The 19904-nt window shown below is 71.1% G+C and carries 19 protein-coding genes and 1 tRNA gene; 9 read left to right on the top strand and 11 right to left on the bottom strand.

Annotation, left to right across the window (positions count from 1 at the left end; translation table 11 throughout):
* Positions 1-60 precede the first annotated feature (60 nt).
* Positions 61-357 (bottom strand): DUF1330 domain-containing protein, encoded by a 297-nt coding sequence (locus RSP45_RS02175; RefSeq protein ID WP_415393054.1) that lies wholly within the window; start codon positions 355-357, stop codon positions 61-63.
* A gap of 430 nt (positions 358-787) precedes the next feature.
* On the opposite strand from RSP45_RS02175, the gene RSP45_RS02180 reads away from it, so the two are divergent.
* Positions 788-1201 (top strand): TIGR01244 family sulfur transferase, encoded by a 414-nt coding sequence (locus RSP45_RS02180; RefSeq protein ID WP_415393055.1) that lies wholly within the window; start codon positions 788-790, stop codon positions 1199-1201.
* 41 nt (positions 1202-1242) lie between these two features.
* Here RSP45_RS02180 and RSP45_RS02185 read toward each other — a convergent pair whose 3' ends face one another.
* Positions 1243-2067, bottom strand: a complete 825-nt coding sequence (locus tag RSP45_RS02185; RefSeq protein WP_415393056.1) for a hypothetical protein — start codon at positions 2065-2067, stop codon at positions 1243-1245.
* Between the two features lie 137 nt (positions 2068-2204).
* Here RSP45_RS02185 and RSP45_RS02190 point away from each other — a divergent pair, with 137 nt between their 5' ends.
* Genes RSP45_RS02190 through RSP45_RS02200 form a run of 3 tightly spaced genes read left to right on the top strand, consistent with a single transcriptional unit; the run spans position 2205 to position 4616 of the window.
* On the top strand, positions 2205-2618 hold the full coding sequence (locus RSP45_RS02190) for a PepSY domain-containing protein (protein WP_415393057.1): 414 nt from the start codon (positions 2205-2207) through the stop codon (positions 2616-2618).
* Position 2619: 1 nt separating this feature from the next.
* Positions 2620-3282, top strand: coding sequence for a response regulator transcription factor (locus RSP45_RS02195; RefSeq protein WP_073065911.1), 663 nt, complete (start codon positions 2620-2622; stop codon positions 3280-3282).
* Complete coding sequence (locus tag RSP45_RS02200) at positions 3279-4616, top strand: ATP-binding protein (protein ID WP_415393058.1); 1338 nt, start codon at positions 3279-3281, stop codon at positions 4614-4616. The genes RSP45_RS02195 and RSP45_RS02200 overlap by 4 nt, the downstream gene beginning before the upstream one ends.
* 210 nt (positions 4617-4826) lie before the next feature.
* Here the strand turns inward: RSP45_RS02200 and RSP45_RS02205 are convergent.
* Positions 4827-4910: transfer RNA gene (locus tag RSP45_RS02205), tRNA-Leu, on the bottom strand.
* A gap of 45 nt (positions 4911-4955) precedes the next feature.
* The gene (gene lipA / locus RSP45_RS02210) at positions 4956-5900 is read right to left on the bottom strand and encodes a lipoyl synthase (RefSeq protein WP_415393059.1); all 945 of its coding nucleotides are present in this window, start codon (positions 5898-5900) and stop codon (positions 4956-4958) included.
* Positions 5901-6053: 153 nt separating this feature from the next.
* On the opposite strand from lipA, the gene RSP45_RS02215 reads away from it, so the two are divergent.
* A complete protein-coding gene (locus RSP45_RS02215) occupies positions 6054-6599 on the top strand; it encodes a peroxiredoxin (protein ID WP_415393976.1) in 546 nt (181 codons plus the stop codon).
* Positions 6600-6690: 91 nt separating this feature from the next.
* On the opposite strand, the gene RSP45_RS02220 is transcribed toward RSP45_RS02215, so the two are convergent.
* Positions 6691-7872, bottom strand: a complete 1182-nt coding sequence (locus RSP45_RS02220; protein ID WP_415393060.1) for a DUF6456 domain-containing protein — start codon at positions 7870-7872, stop codon at positions 6691-6693.
* A 213-nt stretch (positions 7873-8085) separates the two neighbouring features.
* Between RSP45_RS02220 and RSP45_RS02225 the strand changes: the two genes are divergently transcribed.
* On the top strand, positions 8086-8421 hold the full coding sequence (locus RSP45_RS02225) for a DUF6477 family protein (protein ID WP_415393061.1): 336 nt from the start codon (positions 8086-8088) through the stop codon (positions 8419-8421).
* A gap of 2 nt (positions 8422-8423) precedes the next feature.
* Here RSP45_RS02225 and RSP45_RS02230 read toward each other — a convergent pair whose 3' ends face one another.
* Complete coding sequence (locus RSP45_RS02230) at positions 8424-9971, bottom strand: helicase HerA-like domain-containing protein (protein ID WP_415393977.1); 1548 nt, start codon at positions 9969-9971, stop codon at positions 8424-8426.
* 492 nt (positions 9972-10463) lie between these two features.
* Here RSP45_RS02230 and RSP45_RS02235 point away from each other — a divergent pair, with 492 nt between their 5' ends.
* Positions 10464-11234, top strand: a complete 771-nt coding sequence (locus RSP45_RS02235; protein WP_415393062.1) for an invasion associated locus B family protein — start codon at positions 10464-10466, stop codon at positions 11232-11234.
* A gap of 103 nt (positions 11235-11337) precedes the next feature.
* Here the strand turns inward: RSP45_RS02235 and RSP45_RS02240 are convergent, their stop codons facing one another.
* From RSP45_RS02240 to rpiA, 5 genes are all read right to left on the bottom strand, one after another.
* Complete coding sequence (locus RSP45_RS02240) at positions 11338-12738, bottom strand: Do family serine endopeptidase (protein WP_415393978.1); 1401 nt, start codon at positions 12736-12738, stop codon at positions 11338-11340.
* Positions 12739-13252: 514 nt separating this feature from the next.
* Positions 13253-14485, bottom strand: a complete 1233-nt coding sequence (hflC, locus tag RSP45_RS02245) for a protease modulator HflC (protein WP_415393063.1) — start codon at positions 14483-14485, stop codon at positions 13253-13255.
* Positions 14485-15723, bottom strand: coding sequence for an FtsH protease activity modulator HflK (gene hflK, locus RSP45_RS02250; protein WP_415393064.1), 1239 nt, complete (start codon positions 15721-15723; stop codon positions 14485-14487). Before hflK ends, hflC begins: the two co-directional genes overlap by 1 nt.
* A 115-nt stretch (positions 15724-15838) precedes the next feature.
* On the bottom strand, positions 15839-17218 hold the full coding sequence (gene gorA / locus RSP45_RS02255; protein WP_415393065.1) for a glutathione-disulfide reductase: 1380 nt from the start codon (positions 17216-17218) through the stop codon (positions 15839-15841).
* Positions 17215-17943, bottom strand: a complete 729-nt coding sequence (gene rpiA / locus RSP45_RS02260) for a ribose-5-phosphate isomerase RpiA (RefSeq protein ID WP_415393066.1) — start codon at positions 17941-17943, stop codon at positions 17215-17217. Before rpiA ends, gorA begins: the two co-directional genes overlap by 4 nt.
* A gap of 270 nt (positions 17944-18213) precedes the next feature.
* On the opposite strand from rpiA, the gene RSP45_RS02265 reads away from it, so the two are divergent.
* Both RSP45_RS02265 and RSP45_RS02270 read left to right on the top strand, forming a co-directional pair.
* Positions 18214-19401: a bifunctional 2-C-methyl-D-erythritol 4-phosphate cytidylyltransferase/2-C-methyl-D-erythritol 2,4-cyclodiphosphate synthase gene (locus RSP45_RS02265; protein WP_415393067.1), complete on the top strand. Its 1188-nt coding sequence runs from the start codon at positions 18214-18216 to the stop codon at positions 19399-19401.
* Positions 19401-19898 (top strand): phosphatidylglycerophosphatase A, encoded by a 498-nt coding sequence (locus RSP45_RS02270; protein WP_415393068.1) that lies wholly within the window; start codon positions 19401-19403, stop codon positions 19896-19898. The genes RSP45_RS02265 and RSP45_RS02270 overlap by 1 nt, the downstream gene beginning before the upstream one ends.
* Positions 19899-19904 lie beyond the last annotated feature (6 nt).

The raw sequence follows: 19904 nt of genomic DNA on the forward strand, positions 1-19904 counted from the left end.
GGGCGGCGCCCGCGGCCGCTGCCGGGCGCGCCCCTCGGAAACCCCGGGGAAGGGGCCCGCTCAGCCCTCGTCCCATCCGGCGACAATGGCCAGATCGGCGATCGAGACCGGCGCGCGGATGGCCAGCGCCGCCTGGTATTCGGGGCTGTGGTAACAGTCCCACGCCGCCTGGTACGAGGGGAACTCGATCACCACCGCCCGCGGCCGCAGCGCCCCCTCGACCACCTCCTGCCCGCCGCCGCGGACCAGGAACCGCCCCCCGTATTTCGCGAACGCCTCGGCATTGGCGGCGCGATACGCCTGATAGGCGGCAGGATCGTCGACGGTCACATGGCCGATCCAGTAGGCTTTGGGCATGGCTGTTCCTGCTGCTTGCCGTGGTCAGCCCGGGATCGCGCGGCGAGAGGGGCGGGTCAAGTGGTGGACTACAGCCCAACCTGGAGCCGCGACGCGCCGGAGCCGCGCCTGGCATATCCGCCGAGGAGGGCGACGCCGAAGGCCCGCATCAGCAATCACCGGCAAGCTCATAGGGAACCAGCTGTAAATGCTAGGTTTAATACGGCGCTTCGCCGCGAAGGATTGCGCGTCCACTGATCAAGGAGGGTTTGAGCCGTCAAGAAAGGGACTTCAACCGTCCAATACCTCCGTTCGACACACACCCTCCCCGCAGGGCATCGTGAATAACAATAATCCGTATTATGTAATTCAAGCAGACGTGCGCAGCCGCTGCTTGACACCCGGCGTTGGCCACTCACCATGCTTCGACCTCGAAGATACAGGACGAACCATGGACCTACGCCAGCTCACCCCAGATCTTTCCGTCGCGCCCCAGATCGAGCCCGAGGATATGCGCCGGCTGGCCGAGGCGGGATTTACCGCGGTGGTCGCCAACCGGCCGGATTCCGAGGTCGGGCCCTCGCATCAAAGCGCCCGGATGGCCGAGCTGGCGGCCGCGGCCGGGCTTGATTTCCATTATCTGCCGATCCTGCCCGGGCAACTCGGCCCGGAACAGGTCCGGGCGCTGCGCGAGATCCTCGACGGCGCCCAGGGAAAGGTGCTGGCCTATTGCCGCTCGGGGACGCGCTCGACCATCGCCTGGGCGCTCGGCCAGGCCGGGCGGCGGCCGGCGGCCGAGATCATGCAGGCCGCGGCCCGCGCCGGATACGACCTCTCGGACCTGATCCCGGCGCTGGAAGGCTGAGCCCGCAGCGGCCGCCCAAGGACGGCCGCGCGGTGTCAGGTTCAGCGCGCCAGTTCGCGCACGATAACGCCGCGGGCATTGATGGTCACGGTGACCGGCTCGCCCTCGGGGTTCACGGCCTCGACCTCGATGCGCGGGCCGTCGCGGGTGACGGTGCCGGGCTGGGTATAGCCGGCATCCTGCAGCAGCCGTTGCACGCCTGCGTCATCCAGCGCGGCCGGCGCCGCCTGCGGCGCGCGGCGGGCGTCGTCGCCGCGGTGGAACCGTTGCATCTGCCGCAGGTCGCGGTCGTCGCGGCCATCCTTGCCGCGCCAGCCCATGCCGTGGTCATGGGCGCCGCGGTCCTTGCCCTTGATCCCGCGGGGGCCGAAATCGGTCTCGCCGCGGCCAAAGCGGTGCAGCGTGCCGTCATTGCCGAAGCCGGCGCGGATCCCCTGCCCCTGCGCATCGGTGCCGAACACCATCACGCCTTGGTCGCCGCGGCCAATCCCTTGAATCTGCGCGAATTCATTCAGGATCGCCTGGTCGCGGACCGGCTGTGGCACCAGCCGCTCGACGATGGCGGCGGGCAGCGGCGCGGATTCGGCGCGGATCATCCGCAGCGTGCCCTGGCTGTCCAGCATGGCGCGGAACGCCGGGCCGCCGGGCAGCGTGCCCTGCACCTGCTGGCCACGCCGACCTTTGGTCACGCGGGCATCGGTGATGCCCAGATCGGTCAGCGCCTGCGGCAGCGCCGCGGCTTGGGTCGCCGGCGCGGTTGCCGGCGGCGTTTCGGGGGCGGGCTGGGTGGTCTGCGCGGCCAGCGGCGCGGCCAGCGCCGTCATCGCCACCATCACCGCAGCGGAATTGCGAAACCTGCGAAGCATCGTGATTTTCCTTTCGTTCGCATCGTTCCGGGCTGCCTGTCGTCCCGGATCGAATCGCAATCTAGCCGCCCGCACCCGAACGAAAGACCAACGGCGCGTTTGGTTTCCGTTTGGCTTCCGGGGTAAAGATGGGGCCGATGCGCCCGCGATTCCTCATCCCCCTGCTGTTGCTGGCCGCGCTGGCCGTGGCGCTGGCCCTGCCGGCGGCGCGTCACCCGCCGCCCTATCCGCGCGCCCCGGCGCGGCACCACGACCCGATGCCGGCGGATAACCCCGATTTCGGCGACGCCGCCCCCGGCTGGATGGCCGAGGTCATTCCCATGCACCAGGCCGTGCGCCGGGCCGGACAGCGCTTCGACGGGCGGGTGCTCGACATCGCGCTGCTGCCGCCCGGGCCGGGGCCGTCGCCGCTGGTCTATCGCATCCGGCTGCTGACCCGCGCGGGCGACGTGCTGGACATCAGGATGGATGCGCTCGACGGGCGCTTCCTGGAACTGCGCGGCGCCGATCTTTCGGGCGTCCGCCGCGACAAGCCCAACCGAAAGGACTGAGATGCGCTGCCTGATCGCCGAGGACGACCCCACGCTGTCCGCCCAGCTGGCCCGCGCCATGGCCGAGGGCGGGTTCGTCGCCGATGTCTTCCACGATGGCGAGGCCGCCGAGTTCGCCGGCGCGACCGAGACCTATGACGTTGCCATCCTCGACCTGGGCCTGCCCGGGCTGCCGGGGCTCGAGGTGCTGTCGCGCTGGCGGGCGCAGGGGGTGGCGATGCCGGTGCTGATCCTGACCGCGCGCGGCGACTGGACCGACAAGGTGGCGGGGTTCCGCGCCGGGGCCGACGACTATGCGGTCAAGCCGTTCCGGCTGGACGAGGTGGTGCTGCGCGCCCAGACCCTGGTGCGCCGCGCCGCCGGCCACGCGCAGGCGGTGCTGACCGCCGGGCCGCTGTCCTACGACACGCAGCTGGGCGTCATCACCCGCGACGGGGTGGCACTGAAGCTGACCCCGTTCGAGACGCGGATCCTTGGCTATCTGATGCACCACCCCGACCGCGTGGTCAGCCGCAGCGAGCTGAGCGAGCATCTGTATGACGCCGGCAGCGACCGCGACCACAAGTCGCTCGAGGTGGTGATCGGCCGGCTGCGCCGCAAGATCGGCGACGGGCTGATCGAGACCCGCCGCGGCGAGGGCTATGTGTTGCGGCGCGCGCCATGATGCTCGATTCCATCCGCGCGCGGCTGCTGGCGGCGGCGGCGCTGTGGCTGACGCTGGTGCTGCTGTTGGCGTGGTGGTTCATCGGCGGCGTGCTGGAACGCTTCGTCACCGAGCGTTTCGACGCCGAGGCCGCAGTGATCGCCGAGACCCTGATCGCCGGGGTCGAACCCGGGGCGGGGGTCGGACCGGAGGCGAATGCCGCCCCTGCCCTCGTCGAGATCACGCGCCCCCCCGCCGATCCGCGGCTGTCGCTGCCGCTGTCGCTGTGGAGCTGGCAGTTGGAAACCGCGGAGGGCGACTTCATCGCCCGCTCGCCCTCGCTGCTGGACCTGCGGCTGGAGGCGCCGCCGGGCAGCTATGCCGGCCAGCCCGGCACCGGCCCCGATGGCGAGGCGCTGCGGGTGATGCGCCGCGTCTTTACCCTGCCCGGGGTCGAGCCGCCGCTGGCGGTGGTGGTGACCGTGCCGCGCGCCGAGATCGACGCCGCCATGTCGCTGGTGCGTCCGCCGCTGGCGCTGGCGCTGGTGGTGCTGGGCGCGGGACTGGCGGCGGCCAGCCTGGTGCAGGTGGGCTGGGGGCTGCGCACGCTGGACGCGCTTGGCCGCGACATCCGCCGCATCCGCGCCGGTCAGGCCGAGCACATCCCCCTGCCCCCGGTCGCCGAGCTGCGCCCGGTCGCGGCAGAGCTGAATGCGCTGCTTGACGCCAACCGCTCGGTGATCGCGCGGGCGCGCGAGCATCTGGGCAATCTGGCGCATTCCCTGCGCACACCGCTGTCGGCGTTGGCCAACACCCTGCCCGACGATCATCCCGGGCGGGCGCTGGTGGCGCGGATGGACCGGCAGATTTCATGGCACCTGCGCCGCGCCCGCAGCGCCGGGCAGCCGCGGCTGCTGGGCCACGCGACCCCGGTGGCGCCGGTGGTGGACGACATCCTGCTGGTGCTGCGCCGCCCGGCCGAGGACCGCGGCCTGCGCATCGCCACCGCCTGCGACCCCGCCGCCCGTTTCGCCGGCGAGCGGCAGGATCTCGAGGAAATGCTGGGTAACCTGCTGGAAAACGCGGTGAAATACGCGCGCACCGCGATCAGCGTCACCGCGGGCGAGCGATCCGGGCAGCTGGTCATCGCCATCGAGGACGACGGCCCCGGCATGGCGGACAGCGACCACGCCCGCGCCCTGTCCCGCGGCGGCCGGCTGGACGAGATGGGCCCGCCCGGCGCCGGTCTGGGCCTTGCCATCGTCGCCGATCTCGCCGCGCTGCACGGCGGCGGGCTGGCGCTAGGGCGGTCGAAACTGGGCGGGTTAAAGGCGGTGCTGACGCTGCCGGGTTAGTTCCGGGCCAGAGTCCTGCGTCAGTGGCTTCGCCCGCCGGCCTGCGGCCGGCTCCCCAGGATATGTGCAAAGAAGAAGTGCCGTCTGCCACGCGCGGCCGTGCGGTTGGTCGAACAGAACAAGACCGAGCTATGAAAGTGGGAAACTTATGAAGTGGGAAACTAGTGGGAAATAATCCCCCTGCCAGTCGAGGGGAGCTGGCTAAGCTATTGGTGCCCGAGGTCGGACTCGAACCGACATGACTTGCGTCGGCGGATTTTGAATCCGCTGCGTCTACCATTCCGCCACTCGGGCCACCCTGCCCGTTTATGCGCAAGCCGGCCGCCGCGCAAGCGGGGTTCAGGTGGCGAGCCGGGCCTGCCGCGCCGCCCGCAGCCGGGCGAAATCCTCGCCCGCGTGGTAGGACGACCGCGTCAGCGGCGTCGCCGAGACCATCAGGAACCCCTTGCCCCAGGCGGCTTTTTCATAGCCCGAGAACTCCTCGGGGGTGACGAAGCGGTCGACGCGGTGGTGTTTGGGGGTCGGCTGCAGATACTGGCCGATGGTGATGAAATCGACATCCGCCGCACGCATGTCGTCCATCACCTGCAGCACCCCCTGCCGGTCCTCGCCCAAGCCCACCATGATCCCGGATTTGGTGAACATCCCCGGGTTCAGCTCTTTCACCCGCTGCAACAGCCGGAGAGAGGCGAAATACCGCGCCCCCGGCCGCACGGTGGGATACAGCCCCGGCACGGTTTCCAGATTGTGGTTGAACACATCGGGCCGCGCCTCGACCACGGTTTCCAGCGCGTCGGGGCGGGCCTTCAGGAAATCGGGGGTCAGCACCTCGATGGTGGACCCGGGCGCGCGGTGGCGGATCGCGCGGATGGTCTGGGCGAAATGCTCGGCGCCGCCGTCGTCCAGATCGTCGCGGTCGACGCTGGTGATCACCACATGCTTCAGCCCCAGCGTCGCGACGGCATGGGCGACGCGCCCCGGCTCGAACACGTCCAGCGCGTTGGGCTTGCCGGTGGTGACGTTGCAGAAGGAACAGCCGCGGGTGCAGATCTCGCCCATGATCATCATGGTGGCGTGGCCCGCGCTCCAGCATTCGCCGACGTTGGGGCAGCCGGCCTCTTCGCAGACGGTGGACAGGCGGTTGTTGCGCAGGATGTCGCGGGTGTCCTTGTAGCCCTGGCTGGTCGGGGCCTTGACCCGGATCCACGACGGTTTCTTGGGCTGGCTCTGGTCGGGGCGATGGGCCTTTTCGGGGTGGCGCAGGATCGGGGGCGCGTCGGACATCGGTGATCCCTTCGGGCTGGGCTGGGCGGGCGCGGACTGTCCAGTCCGGCCTATCCTCTTGGCAGGGGTTGATCAACTGCCGCGTCCGGCCCAGATAGCGCACGGGGGGATTTCTGCGGCGCAGCAGCGCGCCGCGAGCAGATGAGGACCAGCATGAAGCCCGGCGACAGATTGCCCGACGTCATCTTTCACACCCGTATCCGCGACGCCTCGATCGGCGGGCCGAATCCGTTCCGCTGGAACGAAACCACCACCGGCGACTATTTTGCCGGCAAGCGGGTGGTGCTGTTCTCGCTGCCCGGTGCCTTCACGCCCACCTGCTCGACCTTCCAGCTGCCCGAGTTCGAGGAGGCGGCGGCCGAAATGGCCGAGCTGGGGATCGACGAGATCTACTGCCTGTCGGTCAACGACGCCTTCGTGATGAACCAGTGGGCGCGCTCGCAAGAGCTGAAGAACGTCAAGGTGATCCCCGACGGCTCGGGCGAGTTCACCGCCAGGGTCGGGATGCTGGTGCGCAAGGACAACCTGGGCTTCGGCGCCCGCTCGTGGCGCTATGCGGCCATCGTCGACGACGGCGTGGTCGAGCGGCTGTTCGTCGAGCCGGGGAAATGCGACAATCACCCCGAGGATCCTTATGGCGAATCCTCGCCCCAGGCGATCCTGGCCTATCTGCGCGACCGGGCCCGCGCCGCCGCCTGATCCCGCTGGCCGGAGCGGGGCATGATCCCCGTTCCGACGCCGATCCGGCGTGACCTGCAACGACCTGGCCTGCGACCGCGGGCCGCACGCATCAGCCGATCATCGGGGCGCCGCGGCCGTAGCGGTCCAGATAGTGGCGTTCCAGCCGCATCAGCGCCAGCCGCAGCACCACCTTGCCGGACCGCGCCGACCAGCCCAGCCGGCGCTCGGTCATCTCGATCCCTTCCAGGAAGCAGCAGACCCGCAGCACCAGATCGCCCATGCCGGGGCCCAGCTCGCGCAGCGCCTCGGCCACCCGGCTGCGCGCGGCATCAGAGCCGCCGCCGGCGCCGGGGGCAAAGCCCGCGTCGATGCCGGCGGTCATGAACCCGTCCCAGTTCTGGGTGACGCGGGTGCCCATCTGGGCCAGCTCGAAATCCTCGCGCAGCCGCTCGCCCGCCGCCACCATGCCGGGGTCCAAAAACGGCTGCCCGTTGGCGTCGCGGCGCCGCGCCATCATCTGCAACGGGCTTTCCGCGACGTTGAACCGCATCCGGCGGCTGCCGCCCTCGGGGTCGTCCATCGTCCGCTCTTCCATCACCCGATGCGCCTGCGCCTGAGGCGGGCCAAGGTCGGCGGGGCCATGGCCGGGGGCGGCATAGGGGGCCTGCGCCTCGGCCAGCCCCGGCCCGACCGGCAGCGCGCCCCCGAAATCGCCGGGCGCGGGCAGCCCGGCCCCGCGCCCGGCGGCCATGGATTTCAGCGCCGCGCGCCCGGCGGCGCTGATCCGGTGGCGGGTGATGCGCCCCTGCGCCACCAGCGTCACCCAGCCCCGCAGCGCCAGCAGCTCGGCCAGCCGGCGGTCGAGGATGGCGGTGCGGATGTCGGCGCGGGTCACGATCGCCTTGTCCATCCCCTCGGCCACCGCCAGCACCGCGCCGGGTTCCGCCAGCCGCCGCAGGGCGCGGCGCAGCTGCGCCAGATCCTCGGGCGAGGGCGCGCCCTGCCCCGCCCCGGCCGTTTCCACCGCGCGATCGACCAGCGGATCGTCGCGGCGGCTCTCGAACCTGCGGATGCGCCGCAGGATGGTCGAGGCGTGGCACCCGGTTTCCCGCGCCAGCGCCCGGATCGATTCGCCGCCCTGCACATGGCGCAGATACAGCCGCGCATCCTCGGGAAGGGTTGCGGCCGCAGCCGCCGCGGGTTCCGGTGCGGCCGTGCTGCCGGGCGGCACCACTCCGCAGGACAGCGGAACGGCGGCCCCGCCCGAGAAACCACCCGTCAATATGGTCATGTCGTCTAGTCCTCTGTCATCCTTGGGCCACGCCGGCCCTGGGCCTGCACCTGTCGAAAAGGACAGGTCCGGGACCACTTCGGTGACGAATGGCTAAGATTTCCTAAAGATCATTAACCTTACCGGACGCTGCATCGCCGAGTTACGCAACAACCGCACATTGAGTGCAGGATCGGACCCAAGGAAAACCGCCCGAATCCCGGAGACTCGAAGATGAGCGTGATGTCCAACATCCTTGCCTTTCCCGCCCGCCCGGTGGGCAGCGCGTTGCGCCGGCCGGCGGTGCTGGTGCGGGCCGCGGTCGCCGGGCAGGCGCTGTGGCGGCGCGAACGCGACCTGCGCCGGGTGCTGCACTGCGAATCGCTGCCCGCGCCGGGGCAGGCGCTGGCGCGGCTGCGCGAGGAAGAGGACCGGCTGAACCTGGCCCGGCTGGAGGATGCGGCCGATTACGACATGCAGCAGCATGTGCGGCTGCTGATCGCGATCCTGGCCGAATCGCGGCTGGCGCCAGCGCGCACCGCGGCGCCGCGGGTGCGGGCGCTGGGGTAAAGCTAGCGCCTGCCGCTCAGCGAGCCGAGGATCCCCCGCACCAGCATCTGCCCGGTGCGGGTGCCCAGCTGCCGCGCCATGCTTTTCCCAAATGCCTCCAGCATGGAATCGCCGCGCCGGGCCGCGGGCTTGCGCGCCGCCCCGTTCCCCGGCTGGTAACGCCGCCCCCGCGACCCCTCGTCCCCGCCGGGGGCATCGGCGTCACCAGCCTCCGCCTCGGCCTCAGCCGCGGCGCGGGCGACGGCCTCGGTCCGCCGCGCCAGCATCTCATGGGCGGAATCGCGGTCGACGGTGGCGTCGTATTTCAGCCCCAGCGGCGACAGCTGCATCACCCGCGCCCGCTCGGCATCCGGGATCGGCCCAAGCTGCGACAGCGGCGGCCGGATCAGCGTGCGCTCGGCCACCCCCGGCGCGCCCTTGGCCCCCAGGAACGAGGTCACCGCCTCGCCGGTGCCGACATGCTGGATGGCGTCGGCGGTGTCGAACCCCGGGTTCGCACGGTAATTTTCCGCCGCCATCCGCAGCGCCCGCTGGTCCTTGGCGGTAAAGGCGCGCAGCGCGTGCTGGACGCGGTTGCCCAACTGCCCCAGCACCGAATCGGGCAGGTCGGTGGGGTTCTGGGTAATGAACCAGACGCTGACCCCTTTCGACCGCACCAGCCGCGCCACCTGTTCGATCTTTTCGACCAGCGCGCGGGGAGCGCGGTCGAACAGCAGATGCGCCTCGTCGAAAAAGAACGCGAGCCGGGGCTTTTCCGGGTCGCCGACCTCGGGCAGCTGCTCGAACAGCTCGGACAGCAGCCACAGCAGCAGCGTCGAATACAGCCGCGGCGACTGCATCAGCCGGTCCGCGGCCAGGATATTGACCACCCCCAGCCCCGAGGCATCCGTGCGCATCATGTCCGCCAGCTGCAGCGCCGGTTCCCCGAACAGCCGGTCCCCGCCCTGCTGTTCCAGCACCAACAGCGTCCGCTGGATCGCGCCGACCGAGGCGGCGGCGATATTGCCGTAGCGCAAGCCCAGCTCGCGCGCGTTCTGCCCGACCCACAGCAGCATCGCCTGCAGGTCCTTCATGTCGGCGATGGGCAGCCCCTGTTCGTCGGCGACGCGGAAGGCGATGTTCAGCACCCCTTCCTGCGCCGCGGTCAGGTCCATCAGCCGCGACAGCAGCAGCGGACCCATCTCGGCCGGGGTGGTGCGGATCGGGTGGCCCTGCTCGCCCCAGACGTCCCAGAAGGTGACCGGAAAGCCGCGGTAGTCCAGCGGCGCCCCGATCTGCGCGGCACGCTCGGCAAAGGGTTGCAGCAGCTTGGGATTGCCGCCCCCCGGCAGCGCCATGCCGGCAAGGTCGCCCTTGACGTCGGCCAGCACCACCGGCACCCCGGCCAGCGACAGCGATTCCGCCAGCGTCTGCAGGGTGACGGTCTTGCCGGTGCCGGTGGCGCCCGCGATCAGCCCGTGGCGGTTGGCATATTTCAGCAGCAGGGTCTGGGGGATGGCGTGCCCCTCGCCGCCGCCGCCGACCAGGATGGTGCCGGCGGCGAAATCCACCAGCGGCCGCGCAGACGCGGCAGGGGGATCGCCGGCAGGGACGGCGGCGGGTTCGGGCGGGCTCAGGGGTGGCGGCTGGTCGGTCACTGGCATCCTCGGGGCGGTCACGCGGAACGGGCGCGCGAAGCCAGCATAACGCGCCCCCCTCGCGCCGCCAGAGATTTCGCACGGGCGCTGCACAAGCCGAAACCGCCGGGCGGCGCATATTGAACGACCTGTCTTTTCAGGCAATTGACGCGACCTGCGCCCCAGCCTAACGTCGCAGGCAATAAACCGCCGGTCCGACAGGGACGGACGGGGAATGCGGCCACGCGGGCTTCATTCCCCGTCTTCCATTGGCGCAATACGGACCAGACGCAGCGGCGGAAAACCGCCGGCGGGAACGGCGCAACCCCCTTGCACGCAAAGGTCATTCCGCCGCCGGGCGCGGGCGCTGACAAGATGTCGCCGCCATGCTACAGCGCGGGCGCGTTCAGCCGAAAAGGAAAAGACATGGCTCGCACAACCTCTGCCGTTCTGGCGGCCCTGATCGCCATGGCCCCCGTCGCGGGCGCCTTTGCGCAATCCGAGACCCAGCCCGAAACCCCGCCCGCGGCCGCACCCGAGACCCAAGCCGAGACCACCCCCGAGGCTGCGCCCGAGGCCGCAGAGACCGCGCCGGCGGCAGCGACCGAAACCGGGGACGCCGCCCCGGCCGAGGGTGCGCCCGCCGAGGCCGCCGCCCCGGCAGCACCCGCCGGCGAGCAGGCGCAGCAGCCCGCGGGCGACCAGATCGTCGCCAGCTACTACAACCGCGAAACCCACGGCGACTGGCAGCTGCGCTGCCTGCGAACCCCCGACGGCAACGACCCGTGCGAGCTGTATCAGCTGCTGCGCGACGACAACCAGGGGCCGGTGGCCGAGATCTCGGTGATCCCGTTCGAGGGTCAGGCCGCGGCGATCATGAACTTTGTGGCGCCACTGGAAACCGACCTGGAAATGGGTCTCGGGCTCAAGATCGACACCGGCGAAAACCGCCGCTACCCGTTCCTGGTCTGCGCGCCGATCGGCTGCGTCGCGCGCATCGGCATGTCGGAGGCGGAGCTGGGCGCGCTCAAGCGCGGCAACCAGGCGACGGTGACGCTGCTGCCCTTCGGCGGCGATCCGGAAAAGAACGCGGTGCACCTGCCGGTGTCGCTGAAGGGCTTCACCGCCGGGTTCGACGCGCTCAAGAGCCAGCCGCAGGGCGACGGCCCGCAAGAGGACGCCGCCCCGGCCGAGTGAGCCCGGCTGCCGGACACGAAAAGAGGCGCCCCCGGGCGCCTCTTTGCATTTCAACGGAAGGGTTCCGGGAACGGCGGCCCGCCGTGACGGGCCGCGCGCCGGATCACTCCTCGGCGATGGACAGCGCCACGAAGCGCGGCTCGCCCTCGCGGCGCACCAGCACCAGCACCGACTGCCGCCCGGCCTCGCGCGCCTCGTCGATGCGGGCGCGCAGGTCGGCCAGCGTCGCCACCGGCTGCTGCCCGGCCTCGACGATCACATCGCCGACCCGCAGCCCCTTGGCCGAGGCGTCGCTGGTCGCGTCGATGTCCTGCACCACCAGCCCGCGCGCGGTTTCCGGCAGCTGCAGCCGCGCCGCGAGTTCGGGCGTCATCGGCACCAGCGACATGCCCAGCAGCTCCGAGGACGCGCCCTCGGGGGGCTGCTCGCCCTGCGGCGCGCCGCTGCCGTCGGCATCCGCCAGCTCGCGCCGGCCCAGCGTCACTTGCAGCGTCACCGATTCGCCGCCGCGCAGCACGGTCACCTCCACCGCCTCGCCCACCGGGGCGTCGGCCACGCGGCGCACCAGATCGCGGGTGTCGGTCACCGGATTGCCCGCGAACGAGGTGATCACGTCGCCCGCCTGGATCCCGGCATCGAGCGCCGGGCCCGCCGGCACATCGGTGACCATGGCGCCCGATTCGGCCTGCATCCCCAGCGATTCCGCGATCTCGGGGCTGAGGTCCTGGATCTTGACGCCCAGCCAGCCGCGGCGGGTCTCGCCGTATTTCTCCAGCTGGTCGACCACCCCCTTGACCACGTTCGAGGCCATGGAAAACCCGATCCCGATCGAGCCGCCGTTCGGCGACAGGATCGCGGTGTTCACCCCGATCACCTCGCCCTGCAGGTTGAACAGCGGCCCGCCAGAGTTGCCGCGGTTGATGGCGGCGTCGGTCTGGATGAAGTCGTCGTAAGTCCCGGTCAACGCACGGCTTTTCGCCGAGATGATCCCGGCCGAGGCCGAGAACCCCTGCCCCAGCGGGTTGCCGAGCGCCAGCACCCAGTCGCCGACCTGCGCGGTGTCGCTGTCGCCGAAGCGTACAAAGGGCAGCGGCTTGTCCACCTCGACCTTCAGCACCGCAAGGTCGGTCGAGGGGTCGGTGCCGACCAGCTTGGCGGGCAGGCGGGCGCCGGACTGGAACTCGATCTCGATCTCGTCGGCGCCCTCGATCACGTGGTTGTTGGTGACGATCAGCCCCTCGGCCGAGACGACGAAGCCCGACCCCAGCGCGTTCGAGCGCTGCTGCATCTGCGGCGCGCCGAAACCGGGGTCGCCGAAGGGCGATTCGGGCCCGGGAAAGCCGGGGATGCCGAAGTCGCGGAACAGGTCGGAAAACGGGCTGCCCGGCGGGAACATCGGCCCGCCGCGCTGCTGCGTCACCGGCCGCGATACCACCGAGGTGGTGGTGATGTTGACCACCGCCGGGCTGACCTCGGCCACGATGCCCGAAAAGCTCTGCGGCATGATGGTGCCGACCGCGGTCACGTGATCGCCCGCGGCCGTGGTGGCGTCAGGGGCCTGCGGCACCTCGCCGGTGTTGGCGGCGTCGGGGGTGGTGGTGGTCTCGGGGGTGCCGGGAGCGGCTTCCGAGCCGGCGGGGGGCAGCACCTGGGCCTGGACCTGCGACTCGCTGCCTTGCGGGGCGTCGGGCTGCGCCGGCGGCGGCGCCACCTGCCCCATCGCCGGGGCCAGCGCCAGCAGCAGCGCCGCGGCCGAGGCGGTCAGGCCCAGCCGGGCCGACCCGTGTCTGGTCGGAAGCGGAAGAAACCTCATGCGTGATCTCCATGACTGACCGGCACAGCTGTCCCCGGCCGGTTGCGGGATGCGTCCCCGATATGGAAACAAGCGTTGCGGATTGGCAACTTGTTCCGGCGTCATTTCATCGTGATGCAAGACGCGGCTTGACAGCACCCGCCGCGCGGCGGGCAGCGGCGGGCGGGTTTCCCGGGGGAAACCGCCCGCCGGACCGGCCGGCCGGTCAGTCCCCGGCCGCCGGGGTGGTGGTGGCCGGCGCGGTATCGGCGGCCGCATCCGGCGCGGCCCCCGGCGCGGTTTCCGGCATGGTGGTGGCGGGCAGCTCGGGCGCCGCGGGTGCGGCGTCCTCGGCCGGGGCCGCGGCTTCGGGTGCAGCCTCGGGCGCGGCGGCCTCCGGCGTCGCCCCCGGTTCCGGGACCGGCGCGGGCGCGGTGGCGGCGGTCGCCGCCTCGGCCTCGGCCGCGGCGGCTGCGGCAGCGGCAGCGGCCTGCGCGGCGGCTTCCTGCGCGACCTCGTGCGACGAAGGCGCGTCGGGCGGAACCGCGGCCGCGACCTCGGGCGGGACCGCGACCGGGCTGGTGCCGCTCTGCCCGCCGGTGCCCAGATAGCTGAAGAACTCGCCGTCCGGGCTCAGCACCACCGAGCTGTTGCCGGCCTGCAGCGCCCGCTCATAGGCGGTCATCGAGCGGGTGAAGGCAAAGAACTCGGGGTCGCGGCCGAAGGCGTCGGCGTAGATGGCGTTGCGCTGCGCGTCGGCCTCGCCCCGGATGATCTCGGCCTGGCGGCGCGCGTCCGAGGTCAGCTCGACCACGGTCCGGTCGGCGGTGGCGCGGACCCGCTGCGCGGCCTCGCCGCCGCGGGCGATCTCGTCGGCGGCCTCGCGTTCACGCTCCGCCCGCATCCGCGCATAGGTGGCGGCCAGGTTCTGTTCCGGCAGGTCGGTGCGGGTCAGCCGCACGTCGATGATCTGGATGCCCAGCGAATCGGCCTCGGCCCGCGCGTTGTCGCGGATGCGGTTCATCAGCGCGGTGCGATCATCCGACAGCACCGTGGTCGAGGGAACCGAGCCCAGCACCCCGCGGATGGCGTTGGTCATGATCCCGCCCAGCCGCTGCTGGGCGAAATCGATGCCGCCCTCGCCCACCGCGCGGCGGAAGGTCACCGCATCGGCGATCTGCCAGCGGGCGAAGGCGTCCACCACCAGCCGGCGGTCGTCCAGCGGCGTGACCTCCATCGGGTCGGTCTGCAACCCGAGGATGCGCGCGTCATAGCGCACCACGCGGTCGATCACCGGCAGCTTGAAGCCGAGCCCCGGTTCCTCGCGCACGTTCACCACCTCGCCAAAGCGCAGCACTAGCGCCTTTTCGCGGACATCGACGATATAGACCGAGGCCATCACCGTGATCGCGACGACGACCAGCAGCGGCAGGGCCATGATGGAAAGCATACGGCGCATCAGTTGCCCCCCGGCTGAGTGGTGTTGCTGTTGGCGGGCGCGGCGGTTCGGGGCTGCAGCGGTGGCGTATTGCGCAGCTGGTCGAGCGGCAGATAGGGCACGACGCCCTGCCCGGCCTCGTTGTCGATCAGCACCTTGTCGACGCCGCCCAGCACTTTCTCCATGGTTTCCAGATACATGCGGCGGCGGGTCACATCCGGCGCCTTGACGTATTCGTCATAGACGGAATTGAAGCGCGCGGCCTCACCCTGGGCGCCGTTGACGGCTTGGGCGCGATAGGCCTCGGCCTGCTCGACCAGCGCCGCGGCCTCACCCCTTGCGGCGGCCAGCACGCGGTTGGCATAGGCGTCGGCCTCTTTTTCCAGCCGGTCGCGTTCCTGCTGGGCGGCCTGCACCTCGCGGAAGCTGTCGATCACCTCACCCGGCGGGTCGGCGCGGCCAAGGTTGACGCGCAGCACGTTGATGCCGGCCTGATAGCTGTCCAGCGTGGCCTGGATCGCCTGTTCCAGATCGACCTGGATCACGCCGCGGTCGCGGTTGAGGATCGGCGCCAGTTCGCTGCGGGCCACGATGTCGCGCATCGCGCTTTCGGCGACGGCGCGGATCGTGCCCTCGGGGTCGGCAAGGTTGAACAGATATTGTTCGGGGTTCGAGACGTTCCACACCACCTGATAGGTGATGTCGACGATGTTCTGGTCGCGGGTCAGCATCAGCCCGCTGTCCATCGGGTCGCGGCCGGTGCCGATGTCGATGGTGCGTTCGCGGGTCACGCCGACGATCTGCTTGGTGACGAAGGGCCAGGGCGCAAAGTTCAGACCGTCATCGCGCACCGCATAGGGGCGGCCGAACAGCAGCTCGACCGATTTTTCCGAGGTGTCCACCTGATAGACGCTGGCAAAGGCCCACAGCGCCACGGCGCCAAGCGCAAAGATCCCCCACTGCCCGCGGTTCATCCGCGGCAGTTCCGGGCGCGGGCCGCCGGGGCGGCGGGCGCCGCCGTCGCGGCCGCCCATCAGCACCCGCAGCCGTTCCTGGCCACGGCGCATCATCTCTTCGATCTCGGGCACCTGGTCGGGGCGCCGTCCGCCGCCCGGGGGCTGCTGCCCCTGCTGGCCGGGGCCGCCCTGGCCCCAGGGACGCGGCGTCTCTCCCCGGTCGGGGCCGGGGGTATGCGGGCGGGGGGGGCGGCCGTCGTCGTCTCCGCCGCTGCCGCCGCCCCAGGGTCCCTTTTGTGCCATCCATCTGCCTTTCGTCTGAGTCTGTGTCCTAACTAAGGCCAAAGCCGGGCAGGACAAGGGTTTGCGGGTGCGCTTCCTGCGGCCCGGTGTGCCGCCGGTCCGGGTTGTCCGTCGTTCAGAGCGTCGCGCCGCCGGCGCGGCGCACCGGCTGGCGCATGGTCACCAGCTCTTCGGCCAGCGTCGGGTGCACGGCGATTGCGGCGTCGAACTGTTCCTTGGTGGCGCCCATGCCGATCGCCACCGCGGCCAGCTGGATCATTTCCCCCGCCTCGGGGGCGAAGATATGGCAGCCCAGCACCCGGCGGGTGTCGCAATCCACCACCAGCTTCATCATCGCCCGGATGTCCGAGCCCGCGAACAGCGAGCGCATGGGCCGGAACCGCGCCTGATAGACCTCGATCGGGCCGCGGGCGGCGGCCTCGTCCTCGGTCAGGCCGATGGTGGCCAGCTCGTGCGGGCGGACATAGACGGCGCTGGCCACCAGATCGTGGCAGACGCGGCGGGGCTGGCCGCCGAACACGGTGTCGGCAAAGGAATGCCCCTCGCGGATCGCCACCGGCGTCAGGTTCACCCGGTCGGTCACGTCGCCCACCGCATAGATCGAGGGCACCGCCGTCTGCGACCACGCGTCCACCACGATCTCGCCGCGCTTGCCCAGCTGCACGCCGGTGTTTTCCAGCCCCAGCCCGGCGGTATAGGGATTGCGGCCGGTGGCGAACATCACCGCGTCATAGCTTTCCACCGCGCCGTCCTCATAGGTGACGCGGATCCCTTCGCCCTCGCGGTCCAGCCGCGCGGGGTTGGCGTTCAGCCGCAGGCTGATGCCGACATGCTCCAGCTGATGGGTGACCAGCTGGCGGCATTCCTCGTCAAAGCCGCGCAGCACCTTGTCGCCGCGATAGGCCAGCGTGGTGGCGGCGCCCAGTCCCTGCAGGATGGTGGCGTATTCGCAGGCGATGAAGCCGCCGCCGACCACCAGCACCCGGCCCGGCACATGTTCCATGGTGAACAGATCGTCCGAGATCATCCCCAGCTCCTCGCCGGGGATGCCGGGCAGGCTGGGGCGGCCGCCGACCGCGATCAGGATGTGTTTCGCGGTGAACTGCCGCCCGTCGGCCAGCGCCACCGTGTGGTGGTCGACCAGATGCGCGCGGGCGTGGTGGATGTCGACCTCGGCCGAGCGCAGCCCGTCGGTATAGATCGCTTCCAGCCGCGACAGCTCGTCATGCAGCTTGGCGCGGAACGCCGGCCAGTCGAAGCTGCCGGCATCGGCATCGGGCCAGCCGTAGCCCCGCGCCTCGGCCGCCGCGGCCGGGGCCTGCGAGGCAAAGATCATCAGCTTCTTCGGCACGCAGCCGCGGATCACGCAGGTACCGCCCATGCGGCTTTCCTCGGCCAGCGCCACGCGCGCGCCGTGCTGGCTGGCCGCGATCCGCGCCGCGCGCACGCCGCCCGAGCCGCCGCCGATCACGAACAGGTCATAGTCGAAGCTCATTCCGCCACCTGCGCCGCCGTCATCTCGATCACGCGTCCGTCGGGGCTGCCGATCAGCGCCAGGTCGCACATCCCCAGGAACAGCCCGTGTTCCACCACGCCGGGAATCGCCGCCAGCCCCGCCGCCAGCGCCTCGCATTCCGGGATCGCCTCGAGCGAGAGGTCGAGGATCACATTGCCCTCGTCGGTGCGGAACGGCTGGCCGTCGCGCTGGCGCAGCAGCATCGGGCGGCGGCTGAGCTCGAGCGAATCGAGCAGGCGCTGGATATGGGTGCGGGTGGTCTGCATCCCGAAGGGGATCACCTCGACCGGCAGGTGAAAGGCGCCCAGTTGCTCGACCACCTTGGTCGGGTCGGCCACCACCACCATCCGGTCCGAGGCCGCGGCGGTGATCTTTTCGCGCAGATGCGCGCCGCCGCCGCCCTTGATCAGGTTGAGGTCGGGGTCGATCTCGTCGGCGCCGTCGATGGTCAGGTCCAGCCAGCCGATCTCGTCCAGTTCTTCGATGCGAAGCCCGAGGCTTTCGGCCAGATCGCAGGTGGCGCGGCTGGTCGCGGCGCAGCGCAGCCGCAGCCCCTCGGCCCGCACCCGCTCGGCCAGGCGGTGGACCATGAAGACGGCGGTCGAGCCGGTGCCCAGCCCCAGCCGCATCCCATCCTGAACCAGGGCGATGGCGGCGCGGGCGGCGGCATCCTTGGCGGCCTCGGCCGGTGACAGGTCTGGCATCGCGGGCTCCTGCGGTTTCGGTTTCCGTTGCGGGATATAACGGGGATGGCCGGGGGATGCGAGGGGTGCGCGGCGGGAGCGCGGCCGCAGCGGGGGCCAGCCCCCGGCCACTGCCGTGGCCGTCCTCGCTGAAAACAGCCCACTGGACCATCCGGCGGGAAAACAGCCTCGGGGACTGTTCTCTGATCCGCCTCCTATTCCGGGCGCTCGGAAGCCCGGGATATTTGCGGCAAGATGAAAGAGGTGGCCGTGATTGCGAGACCCGGCGCCATGGCGTATCGGGTGCGGATGGAAACCGCCCCTGCCCCGTCCCGCGCCGATGTCGCCGTCCTGATCACCGCCGCCGGCCGGGGCGAGCGGATGGGCGGCGATCTGCCCAAGCAGTGGCAGGCGCTGGCGGGCCAGCCGGTGCTGGCGCGCAGCATCGCCGCATTCGACGGCTTCGGCCGGGTGGTGGTGACGGTGGCGCCGGCAGACATGGACCGCGCCATTGAGCTGCTGGGCGGGCGGGTGACGCTGGTCGCGGGCGGCGCCAGCCGTGCCGAAAGCGTGCGGGCGGGGCTCGAGGTTCTGGAAGGCTCCGGCATCACCCATGTGCTGATCCATGACGGCGCAAGGCCGCTGGTATCCGCCGCGGTGATCGAGGCGGTGGTCGCGGCGCTGGACGCGGGCGCGGTGGCGGCGGCGCCGGGGCTGGCGGTGACGGACGCGCTGTGGCGCGGCGCGGGCGGCGTGGTCACGGGAATCGCCGCACGCGAGGGGCTGTTCCGGGCGCAGACCCCGCAGGGATTCCAGCTGGCGGCGATCCTGGCCGCGCATCGCGAGGGCGGCGCGGACGCCGCCGACGATGTCGAGTTGATGCAGCGCCGCGGCATTCCGGTGCGCATCACCCCCGGCGACGAGGACAACCTGAAACTCACCTGGCCCGGCGACATGGCGCGGGCCGAACGGATCCTGGCAGAACGGAGGGGCGGCATGGATGTGCGGCTGGGCAACGGATATGATGTGCACGCCTTCGGGCCCGGGGATCGGGTGTTTCTGTGCGGGGTGGAACTGCCGCACGACCGCGGGCTGGTCGGCCATTCCGACGCCGATGTTGGGATGCACGCGCTGACCGACGCCATCTATGGCGCGCTGGCGCAGGGCGACATCGGCCGGCATTTCCCGCCCTCGGACCCGCAGTGGAAGGGCGCGGCGAGCGAGATCTTCCTGCGCCATGCCGCCGATCTCGCGCGCGACATGGGCTACGCCATCGGCAACGCCGACGTGACCCTGATCGCCGAGCGGCCCAAGATCGGCCCCCACGCAGGCGCGATGCAGGCGCGGCTGGCCGCGATCATGGGGATCGAGCCCGGGCGCGTCAGCGTCAAGGCTACCACATCAGAGCGGCTGGGCTTCGTCGGGCGCGAGGAAGGCATCGCCGCCATCGCCACCGCCACGCTGATCGGGGGGCGCTGATGGACCGGATGGTCGCGACCGTGTTCGGCATCGGCTACCTGCGGCCGGCGCCGGGCACATGGGCCTCGGCCGTGACGGTTCTGCTGGCGGTGCTGGCTTATGAATGCCTCAGCCCGTGGCTGGTGCCGGCGGGGTTCGTGGCCGCCACGCTGCTGGGGTTCTGGACGGTGCCGCGGCTGCTGGCCACCGGCCCCGACCGCGACCCCTCCTGGGTGGTGATCGACGAGGTCGCCGGGCAGTCGCTGGCGCTGTGTTTCACGGTGGTGCCGCTGGCACGGCACGGGGTGTCGATTCTCGACGCCTGGCCGGGCTATGTGGTGCCGTTCCTGCTGTTTCGGCTGTTCGACATCTGGAAACCCTGGCTGGTTGGCCGCGCGGACCGGCGCGGCGACGCCACCGGGCTGATGCTGGACGATATCCTTGCCGGGTTGTTCGCCGGGCTGGGCTCGGTCATGCTGGCCGGGCTGTATCACGCGGTGCTGGAGCCGATGCTGTGACCGAAG

It is taken from the genome of Paracoccus sp. SJTW-4 (assembly GCF_047716885.1).
In the GTDB taxonomy this organism is placed as follows: Bacteria; Pseudomonadota; Alphaproteobacteria; order Rhodobacterales; family Rhodobacteraceae; genus Paracoccus; species Paracoccus solventivorans.

Excerpts from the sequence above, each read along its gene's own strand:
- RSP45_RS02175 (WP_415393054.1), bottom strand. The coding sequence starts at position 357 with ATGCCCAAAGCCTACTGGATCGGCCATGTGACCGTCGACGATCCTGCC.
- RSP45_RS02180 (WP_415393055.1), top strand. The coding sequence starts at position 788 with ATGGACCTACGCCAGCTCACCCCAGATCTTTCCGTCGCGCCCCAGATC.
- RSP45_RS02185 (WP_415393056.1), bottom strand. The coding sequence starts at position 2,067 with ATGCTTCGCAGGTTTCGCAATTCCGCTGCGGTGATGGTGGCGATGACG.
- RSP45_RS02190 (WP_415393057.1), top strand. The coding sequence starts at position 2,205 with ATGCGCCCGCGATTCCTCATCCCCCTGCTGTTGCTGGCCGCGCTGGCC.
- RSP45_RS02195 (WP_073065911.1), top strand. The coding sequence starts at position 2,620 with ATGCGCTGCCTGATCGCCGAGGACGACCCCACGCTGTCCGCCCAGCTG.
- RSP45_RS02200 (WP_415393058.1), top strand. The coding sequence starts at position 3,279 with ATGATGCTCGATTCCATCCGCGCGCGGCTGCTGGCGGCGGCGGCGCTG.
- lipA (WP_415393059.1), bottom strand. The coding sequence starts at position 5,900 with ATGTCCGACGCGCCCCCGATCCTGCGCCACCCCGAAAAGGCCCATCGC.
- RSP45_RS02215 (WP_415393976.1), top strand. The coding sequence starts at position 6,054 with ATGAAGCCCGGCGACAGATTGCCCGACGTCATCTTTCACACCCGTATC.
- RSP45_RS02220 (WP_415393060.1), bottom strand. The coding sequence starts at position 7,872 with ATGACCATATTGACGGGTGGTTTCTCGGGCGGGGCCGCCGTTCCGCTG.
- RSP45_RS02225 (WP_415393061.1), top strand. The coding sequence starts at position 8,086 with ATGAGCGTGATGTCCAACATCCTTGCCTTTCCCGCCCGCCCGGTGGGC.
- RSP45_RS02235 (WP_415393062.1), top strand. The coding sequence starts at position 10,464 with ATGGCTCGCACAACCTCTGCCGTTCTGGCGGCCCTGATCGCCATGGCC.
- RSP45_RS02240 (WP_415393978.1), bottom strand. The coding sequence starts at position 12,738 with ATGCCGCAGAGCTTTTCGGGCATCGTGGCCGAGGTCAGCCCGGCGGTG.
- hflC (WP_415393063.1), bottom strand. The coding sequence starts at position 14,485 with ATGCGCCGTATGCTTTCCATCATGGCCCTGCCGCTGCTGGTCGTCGTC.
- hflK (WP_415393064.1), bottom strand. The coding sequence starts at position 15,723 with ATGGCACAAAAGGGACCCTGGGGCGGCGGCAGCGGCGGAGACGACGAC.
- gorA (WP_415393065.1), bottom strand. The coding sequence starts at position 17,218 with ATGAGCTTCGACTATGACCTGTTCGTGATCGGCGGCGGCTCGGGCGGC.
- rpiA (WP_415393066.1), bottom strand. The coding sequence starts at position 17,943 with ATGCCAGACCTGTCACCGGCCGAGGCCGCCAAGGATGCCGCCGCCCGC.
- RSP45_RS02265 (WP_415393067.1), top strand. The coding sequence starts at position 18,214 with ATGGCGTATCGGGTGCGGATGGAAACCGCCCCTGCCCCGTCCCGCGCC.
- RSP45_RS02270 (WP_415393068.1), top strand. The coding sequence starts at position 19,401 with ATGGACCGGATGGTCGCGACCGTGTTCGGCATCGGCTACCTGCGGCCG.